Source organism: Nostoc sp., from assembly GCF_036916655.1.
In the GTDB taxonomy this organism is placed as follows: domain Bacteria; phylum Cyanobacteriota; class Cyanobacteriia; order Cyanobacteriales; family Nostocaceae; genus Nostoc.
Genome location: NZ_JBALFY010000058.1, coordinates 34,876 through 43,052, shown reverse-complemented (window position 1 = coordinate 43,052; position 8,177 = coordinate 34,876). Strand labels below are relative to the sequence as shown.

Here is an 8,177-nt window from a genome sequence, read left to right as displayed (position 1 = left end):
TATCTAATGGTGATGCTGTCATGCTTCTAAAATGCACCATTTAGGTCATTTTTAAAAATACAACATTTACGAGCGCACCTGCGGAATCTGGGATTCAACATACCAAAATCAAGATTTTTAGAAAAAATAAGGTGCGTTATCTATCTTGATAACGCACCATCTATTAGCAATTGCAGATTAATAAATCCACATTTTTTATTCTTCTGGCTCTAAATCGACTTCTTCCTCTTCATCTTCTTCACTGGCTTTAGCTACAGAGTTAGCAGAAACAACAGCGCCTTTATCTAACTTTTCACGCACCAGTTTCTTAATTTCTTCAGCAAATTCCGGCTTTTCTTCTAGATACTTAATGGCGTTGTCTCGTCCTTGGGAGATATTATCGCCATTGTAACTATACCAAGCCCCCTTGCGGACAATAATGGAAGTTTCTTCTGCCAAGTCTACAATACAACCTAAGGTAGAAATCCCTTTACCAAAAATAATGTCAAATTCCGCTATTCTGAAGGGCGGCGCTACTTTATTTTTGGCGACTTTGACTTTAACGCGATTACCAAATTCATCTGTACCTTTCTTCAAGGTTTGAATTCGACGAATATCCAAACGCACCGAAGCGTAAAATTTCAACGCATTACCTCCAGTAGTAGTTTCTGGGCTACCGTAGGTAACACCGATTTTTTGCCGCAACTGGTTGATGAAAATTACTGTACAACCAGATTTACCAATGTTGCCCGTAATTTTACGCAGGGCTTGGCTCATCAACCGCGCTTGCAAACCAACGTGAATATCACCCATATCGCCTTCAATTTCAGCACGGGGAACCAATGCTGCTACTGAGTCTATAACTACAATATCAACCGCAGCAGAGCGTACCAGCTGATCGACAATTTCCAAAGCTGATTCGCCAGTGTCAGGCTGGGAAATCAGCAAATTGTCAATATCTACACCCAATGCAGCAGCATAAGTAGGATCTAGGGCGTGTTCAGCATCAACAAAGGCAGCAATACCGCCATTTCTTTGCACTTCGGCGAGTGCGTGTAGCGCTACTGTAGTCTTACCAGAACTTTCCGGCCCATAAATTTCTATTACCCGACCCTTGGGTAAACCACCACCCAATGCTAAATCTAGGGTAAGCGCTCCACTAGAAATTGTTTCCACCCGCATTCGGGTAGCGTCGCCCAGGCGCATGATTGCTCCTTTACCAAAGCTGCGCTCAATCTGGTTAAGCACCATAGTCAGCGCTTTTTGCTTGCCAGAAGTATCGGTGTTGATAGCCATTCCTGTCTCTAATGCCTCTTAATATATGGTTTTAAGGAGTGTTGGTGTCGGAGTTTGAGTAGAACAGATATACTATTTTAACCAGAAAATTCTGGAATAGGACTTCTCAAATCAAAAAAAGAGTGTAACAAGATCGTAACTCGATCGCTACCAGATTAGGGTAGTTTTGCACAATGATACCAACTTGCATTCAGAGATAGCTTTTTTTGGCTGGGTAAGCAAGGGTTTTCAAAGAAAAATTAATTAAACAACTGAGCTGACGCCGTGTACATAGTTAGACTGCTTGATTTTGGAGAGATAAAAGCTTAGTACAACGTGGTGCGATCAATCATTAAACCGTTGAATTTTGCTTACTCACAACATAAACCGTAGTAGTCTCCGACATCGATAAGTTTAGTAAAGTTAGCGTTTTTGTTGAAAAAAGGCTGTTGGCATGAAAATTATATACTGATAGAATCGTAACATAAATCACATTTATTATTCTAAGCAAACGTGAATAAGTCACAGGCTATTAAGCTACTTGAAAGTGAGGCATGGACAAAAACAGATGCTATGCGTGCTTTGGAAGTAATTAACTTTAGTACCAATCCTGATGAGATTACCATTCGTAGAGCTATTTCGCGTTTTGCTGGTTCTGAATTAATTAAGCGTCAGCGTCTTCAGGCTGCTCAGAAAGGTCTGGTAACTAAGAAAACTAAAGAAATTGAATTGATGGAGCAGGAATATACTGCCAAAATTGACGAAGTTAAAAAGTATCCAAAACAGGAAAGGGAAAAATACGAAGCTGAAATTAAAAACTTGTCTCAGAAAAATAATATTTTAGAAGTTGAACTCAAGACAATATATTCTCAAAACAAAAACTTAACAGAAGTTAATGAACAACTCAAAAAAGACAATAAATATCTAAAAAATTTAGTCGATCAAATTAAACTTAAACTAGCTATTAATACTAAAGAAATTCTCAAATATGAAGATAGTGAAATTCGGAAAGCCGTAATTACTTTTTTCAAATGGACTTTAGGATAAAGCACTGAATATATGACTGATAAAAAAGGTAAAAAAAGGAATTTTAGAGGAATGAGTTATCGGGTTGTTCAAGTCGCTAACTCAAAGAATCGGAGTAAGCTTCATAAAAAAGGCCAGATTTGGCTAAAAGAAAACTTTTACAAGAATATTGGCTGGGATAATGTTGTTAATCTTTATCAAAAAATAGAGGAATTTATAGATAATTATCAGCTTGAGGAATTGACACTTGAAGAATTATTTATTGAGGCTGATAAAATTGGTAATAGATATCTCACTAATCAAGAAATAAACGAGTATAACCAAAGATTATCTAAAGAAGTTAATGAGGTTGCAGAAGAAATAGATAAGCAGTTTTCTGAAACAGAGATAGAATTTATTGATTTTAGTCAAAATACTAATATTAAATATAAAAAGAAGCATAACCAAAAGACATATAGAACAGTAAAACTTTAGCAAAAAATATGGTTAATATTGAAGATAAAGACCTTAAAGAATTATTTGAGCTTGCGGACACAATCGGCAACAAGCGATATCACAGACTAACTCATGAAGATTTTGAAACTTATAGGAAATTCGATTATTGGCGGTATATTAATGGTGATTTTGAGTGTGGAACAACTCAAGAGAGTAAAGATTGGGTGAGAGAAAATTCTAACTGGTATTGTCCAATTTGTGGATCTCACTACTCTGACAAAGGTGGTAAGACGATAGATCATAAGCTACCTCGGTCACAGTATCCTTGGTTATCAATGGAATTCAGGAATTTATGGGTTATTTGCCAGGTTTGTAACAAAGAAAAGAGTGAAATGCAAATGATTGGTACAGAGGCTTTTACATCTGCATTAGAGCATTTAGCTAATGGCGAAGCTTGATGGTCTAGCAACTGTTCTTGATTTTCTGAACGGTTTACAGCCTAAAATAGCAGCCCAGATTGCAAAAAAAGTTTTGGCTTTGAATGTTGAGCCTTTACCGGCTGATAGTGAGCAGCTATCTGGTTATCAGGGTTTATATCGAGTTGATAGTGGTGAATATCAAATTATTTACAAGTATTTTCCCGATCGCGATTTAATAGAAGTGATTTTAGTCGGTAAGCGCAATGATGATGATGTCTACAAAAGATTGAAGCGTTTACTGGGTTAAGCTTTGGTTTTCATTAAAATGCTAGAATCTCTCCAGCACAAATGCTTTCAGGCATCTTTGATGAATCTCGACCTTTCCGACTCTCTGATTCTCGATACGGCGCTTTCGGTATCTGGATTAACTGACTATATCCGCTTGCTGTTAGAACAAGATGAACAATTACGGCAAGTTTGGGTAACTGGCGAAGTCTCTAGCGCTAACCACCATCGCAGTGGGTTGTTTTTCACGCTGCAAGATCCCGATCGCACCGCCGGAATTAAGTGTGTAGTATGGAATAGCCAATTGCCAAAACTCGCCCAAATGCCTGTTCCTGGCGAACAGATAATCATTTTGGGCAGCATTCGCGTCTATCCGCAACGGGGAGAGTATCAGTTATCAGTTTGGCAAACTCTACCTGCTGGTGTGGGTTTACAGGCGTTACGCTATCAACAACTCAAAAATCGCTTGCTGGCTGAGGGATTATTTGACGCGCAAAGAAAGCGATCGCTCCCCACTCATCCCCAAACGATCGCTGTCGTCACTTCCCCAACGGCTGCTGCTTGGGGCGATATTCAAAAAACCCTGAAGCAAAGGTATCCAGGTTTACACGTTTTATTTTCTCCGGCGACCGTACAAGGCGAGCAAGCGCCAGAATCTATCGTCAAAGCAATTGAGCGCGTGGAAAGAGATGGCCGCGCCGAAGTGCTAATTTTATCGCGGGGTGGTGGTGCGGTGGAAGAGTTGGCTTGTTTTAATGATGAACGAGTGGTGCGATCGCTGGCTAGTTGTTCTATTCCTGTAATTACTGGGATCGGGCATCAACGAGATGAATCTTTAGCAGATTTAGTTGCAGATGTATGTGTGCATACACCAACTGCGGCAGCGGAAATGGTTGTGCCAGCACTTTTAGAGTTGTATATTGAGCATCGGCAGCGAGTTGTCGCTTTACATGAGGCGGTGCATGACTTTAGAGAAAATGCTGAGAATAAACTGCAAGTATTACATAATCGTTTGCGACGTTTGCGGTTAGATCGGCAAGTGCAGCAGGAGGTGGAAAAGCTAGCTTGGAAGCGTCAGCATTTGGTGCAAATTACGACGGGGCGATCACAGCAAGCAACGCAGCATTTAGAATTATTGCGGCAGAAGTTGGCTAGTCTTGACCCGAAAGCAGTGTTACAGCGTGGTTATGCGGTGGTGAGAAGGGAAGATGGGGCGATCGCTCGTTCGGCGGCGGAGTTGGCTGTGGGAGAAGAGTTAGTGATTCAGTTGGGGCAGGGTGGGGTTAAAGTGAAGGTTATGGAAGTAAATGAGTAATGAGTAATGAGTAATGAGTAATGAGTAATGCCCATTACTTATTACTCATTACTTCAAAATTAAAGACAGTTGGAGTCGGGGATTTAAACCCCAAATCAACTGATACTACGTGTAATGGTTGGGGTCTTGAACCCTTGAATTTACGATAAACGAACCGCAGAGACGCAGAGGACGCAGAGAGGTTAATGGTTAAACGTAAGAGTGCTTCTAGTTCTGAGGAAGGTTGGAATTATGAGGCGAAGGTGGCTGAGATTGAGGGAATTATTACTCGCATTGAGGCGGGTGAGTTGGAATTGGAAGCTGTGTTTGACCAATTTGCAACTGCTGTAGAGTATTTGCGTCAGTGCGAAGGTTTTTTGCAGCAGCGACAACAGCAGGTAGATTTGTTGATTGAAACATTAAGCCAAGAGTAGATGCTGGAGACTCTAGTTTGAGTCTAGGCTAGTAGTGTGAATATAGGAGTTCGCTTTTAAGTGAGGTACAAAATACAGGACTTCAAAATCTCAGATATAACGCAATACAGTTCAGAATGAGCAACAAAACACTTGTAGAGAAGGCGATTTATCGCGTCTAAATCCCCGGACGCGACGCTCGATTACTCGCTAACAAAAAACTTAATTACGAATTCCGTTAGCGTAGCGGTAGCGAGTCCGCGATCGTCATTACGAATTACGAATTATTTAAGCCAGAGTTCTAATGAAGAGTTGGATAAACAGAGAATGACTGATGAGATCATAGATTTGACAAACTGCGATCGCGAACCGATCCACATTCCCAGTTTGATCCAGCCTCACGGGGTTTTACTGGTTTTGCAAGATCCCACCCTGGAAATCCTTCAGGTGAGCAGTAACACCCAGGAAGTTGTTGGCCGTCAACCTGATGAATTGCTGAATAAGCCGCTATCAAATTTACTCAATGTCAAGCAGATTAAACTAATTCAACAATGTCTGGCAGAGGATTTCGAGAGCGTTAATCCCCTAAATATAATCATCAAAAATCAAAATAAATCAATTTATTTTGATGGCATTGTCCATCGTTTAGATACTATTATTATTCTCGAATTAGAGCCGAAAAAATCTCAGGAGAAAACAGGCTTTTTTGACTTCTATCAACAGGTAAGAGGAACCATTACCCGCATTCAAAAAGCACCCACACTACTGGAAATGTGCCAGATTGTGGTGACAGAAGTGCGGCGAATTACTGGTTTCGATCGCGTCATGGTCTATCGATTCGATCGCGAAGGGGCAGGCAGTGTCATCGCTGAAGATACTAATCAGGAAACGCCCTATTTGGATTTACACTATCCGCCCTCTGATATTCCCAAGCAAGCCCGACAATTATACACCCTCAACTGGCTGCGGCTGATTCCAGATGCCAGCTATCAGCCTGCCACCTTAATTCCAACAAACAATCCTTTAACGAATCAACCGTTGGATCTCAGTCTCTCGGTGTTGCGGAGTGTTTCTCCATTACATTTAGAGTATATGCAAAATATGGGTGTGAGCGCCTCCATGTCTATTTCTCTGATGCAGGATCAAAAGCTTTGGGGATTGATTTCCTGTCACCATTCGTCGCCCAAATATATTTCTTACAATATCCGCACTATCTGCGAGTTCATTGGACAGGTGATGTCTGTGGAACTCGGAAATAAAGAAGTGAGTGAAGATATTGATTACAAAAATCAATTAAAGTCATTACAAACTCAATTTGTAGAAGGGTTATCTCAGGCTGAGTATTTCCTGGATGGCATGGTGCAAATGAAATCTCAATTACTCAATCTGGTCAGCGCCACAGGAGCGGTGATATGTAGTGGCGACCAGTATATTCAAGTGGGTAAAACCCCATCTGAGTCAGAGATTCGCACCTTACTTGATTGGATTAAACCCCAACTGCATCATAACTTGTTTGAGACGCGATCGCTCACAAAAAATTACCCTGCTGCCGAGTCATTTAAAGCGATCGCTAGTGGCGTGTTAGTCCTGGAAATTTCTAGAGTTCATCACAATTACATTCTCTGGTTTCGCCCAGAGGTAATACAAACGGTGAATTGGGGCGGCAACCCCAACAAACCTGTAGAAGTTTTCTCAGATGGCAGTTTAAGAATGTCTCCTCGCAAATCCTTTGAATTATGGCAAGAAACGGTGCAAGGATCTGCCCTGCCCTGGAAACCTTGCGAAGTTGAAGCGGTTGCGGAACTACGAAGTCTGGTTGTGGGCGTTGTGTTGCGACAGGCAGACAAAGTGGCATCGATGAATTTTGAATTACAACGGAGTAACGAAGAACTTGATTCTTTCGCTTATGTTGCCTCCCATGACCTCAAAGAACCGCTACGGGGCATTCACAACTACGCTAACTTCTTAATGGAAGACTATGCAGACGTGCTAGATGGCGATGGAATAGCCAAACTCCAAACTTTGGTACGGCTGACGCAGCGAATGGAAGATTTGATCAATTCCCTCCTCCATTTCTCGCGGTTGGGACGCGCCGAACTGATCCGGCAATCAGTGAATCTAAAGGAGTTAGTACCCCAGGTAATCGCCACCTTGACCATTTCCCGACCACAAAGCGAAGTCGAGTTTCGCATTCCTCAACCCTTTAAGACAATTCAAGGCGATCGCGCTCAGATTAATGAACTCTTCAGTAACCTAATTAGCAACGCCATCAAATATAATGATAAACCCCAGAAGTGGGTCGAAATTGGTTTCATCGAAGGAGCTACTTCCACTTCTCTAACTTTCTACGTTCGTGATAACGGCATTGGCATCTCCAAAGAGCATCTCGACAAAATCTTTGAAATCTTCCGCCGCTTACATGGACGGGACGAATTTGGCGGTGGCACTGGCGTAGGGTTAACCATTGCCCGCAAAATTGTGGAGCGTCACGGTGGTAGAATCTGGGTGGAATCTACCCCCACTGAAGGTAGTACATTTTACTTCACCCTTTCAGCGGAGGCAAATATATGACTCAGATTTCAGTCTCCCCGATGCAGCAAACGCCACTACTTTTAATTGTCGAGGATAGCAACGAAGACTTTGAGGCACTGCAACGATTTCTAGGGCGATCTACCATTGCGATCGCTATTCAGAGGTGTGTAAATGGAGAACAAGCCTTGGCGTTTCTTTATCGAACTGGTAACTATGTAGAGCGCCAGAGTTCGCCCCGTCCCGGTTTGATTGTGCTTGACTTGAACCTGCCCGGAACCGATGGACGAGAAGTGTTACGCCGGATTAAACAGGATGACAACTTGAAGATGATTCCGGTAGTGGTGTTTACTACCTCTAACAATCCTAAAGATATTGAAGTATGCTATCAATATGGTGTAAACAGCTACATTGTTAAACCAATCAATTTTGCTCAACTGAAAAGAGATATTCAAATGCTCGTGGAATATTGGTTTGAAGTAACGACATTGCCTAATTACCCGCAGGATTAGTTATGATAGA

The 8,177-nt window shown here is 41.7% G+C and carries 9 protein-coding genes; 8 read left to right on the top strand and 1 reads right to left on the bottom strand.

The genetic code is table 11. The features are described from left to right. Positions 1–195: 195 nt before the first annotated feature. A complete protein-coding gene (gene recA, locus V7L31_RS14415; protein WP_114082455.1) occupies positions 196–1,275 on the bottom strand; it encodes a recombinase RecA in 1,080 nt (359 codons plus the stop codon). Positions 1,276–1,767: 492 nt separating this feature from the next. On the opposite strand from recA, the gene V7L31_RS14410 reads away from it, so the two are divergent. The 8 genes from V7L31_RS14410 to V7L31_RS14375 all read left to right on the top strand — a co-directional run bounded on the left by V7L31_RS14410 (position 1,768) and on the right by V7L31_RS14375 (position 8,167). Further along, entirely contained in the window at positions 1,768–2,301 is a 534-nt protein-coding gene (locus V7L31_RS14410; protein ID WP_334696859.1) for a hypothetical protein, read from the top strand. A gap of 12 nt (positions 2,302–2,313) precedes the next feature. Beyond that, positions 2,314–2,754: a hypothetical protein gene (locus V7L31_RS14405; protein WP_334696858.1), complete on the top strand. Its 441-nt coding sequence runs from the start codon at positions 2,314–2,316 to the stop codon at positions 2,752–2,754. Between the two features lie 8 nt (positions 2,755–2,762). Then, complete coding sequence (locus V7L31_RS14400) at positions 2,763–3,173, top strand: HNH endonuclease (RefSeq protein ID WP_334696857.1); 411 nt, start codon at positions 2,763–2,765, stop codon at positions 3,171–3,173. Continuing rightward, positions 3,160–3,441, top strand: a complete 282-nt coding sequence (locus tag V7L31_RS14395; RefSeq protein ID WP_334696856.1) for a type II toxin-antitoxin system RelE family toxin — start codon at positions 3,160–3,162, stop codon at positions 3,439–3,441. Before V7L31_RS14400 ends, V7L31_RS14395 begins: the two co-directional genes overlap by 14 nt. Positions 3,442–3,501: 60 nt before the next feature. After that, on the top strand, positions 3,502–4,734 hold the full coding sequence (gene xseA, locus V7L31_RS14390; protein ID WP_334696861.1) for an exodeoxyribonuclease VII large subunit: 1,233 nt from the start codon (positions 3,502–3,504) through the stop codon (positions 4,732–4,734). Positions 4,735–4,919: 185 nt separating this feature from the next. Then, the gene (gene xseB, locus V7L31_RS14385) at positions 4,920–5,147 is read left to right on the top strand and encodes an exodeoxyribonuclease VII small subunit (RefSeq protein ID WP_094348247.1); all 228 of its coding nucleotides are present in this window, start codon (positions 4,920–4,922) and stop codon (positions 5,145–5,147) included. Positions 5,148–5,453: 306 nt separating this feature from the next. Next, the gene (locus tag V7L31_RS14380) at positions 5,454–7,697 is read left to right on the top strand and encodes an ATP-binding protein (RefSeq protein ID WP_334696855.1); all 2,244 of its coding nucleotides are present in this window, start codon (positions 5,454–5,456) and stop codon (positions 7,695–7,697) included. Next, on the top strand, positions 7,694–8,167 hold the full coding sequence (locus V7L31_RS14375) for a response regulator (RefSeq protein ID WP_334696854.1): 474 nt from the start codon (positions 7,694–7,696) through the stop codon (positions 8,165–8,167). The genes V7L31_RS14380 and V7L31_RS14375 overlap by 4 nt, the downstream gene beginning before the upstream one ends. Positions 8,168–8,177: the final 10 nt, after the last annotated feature.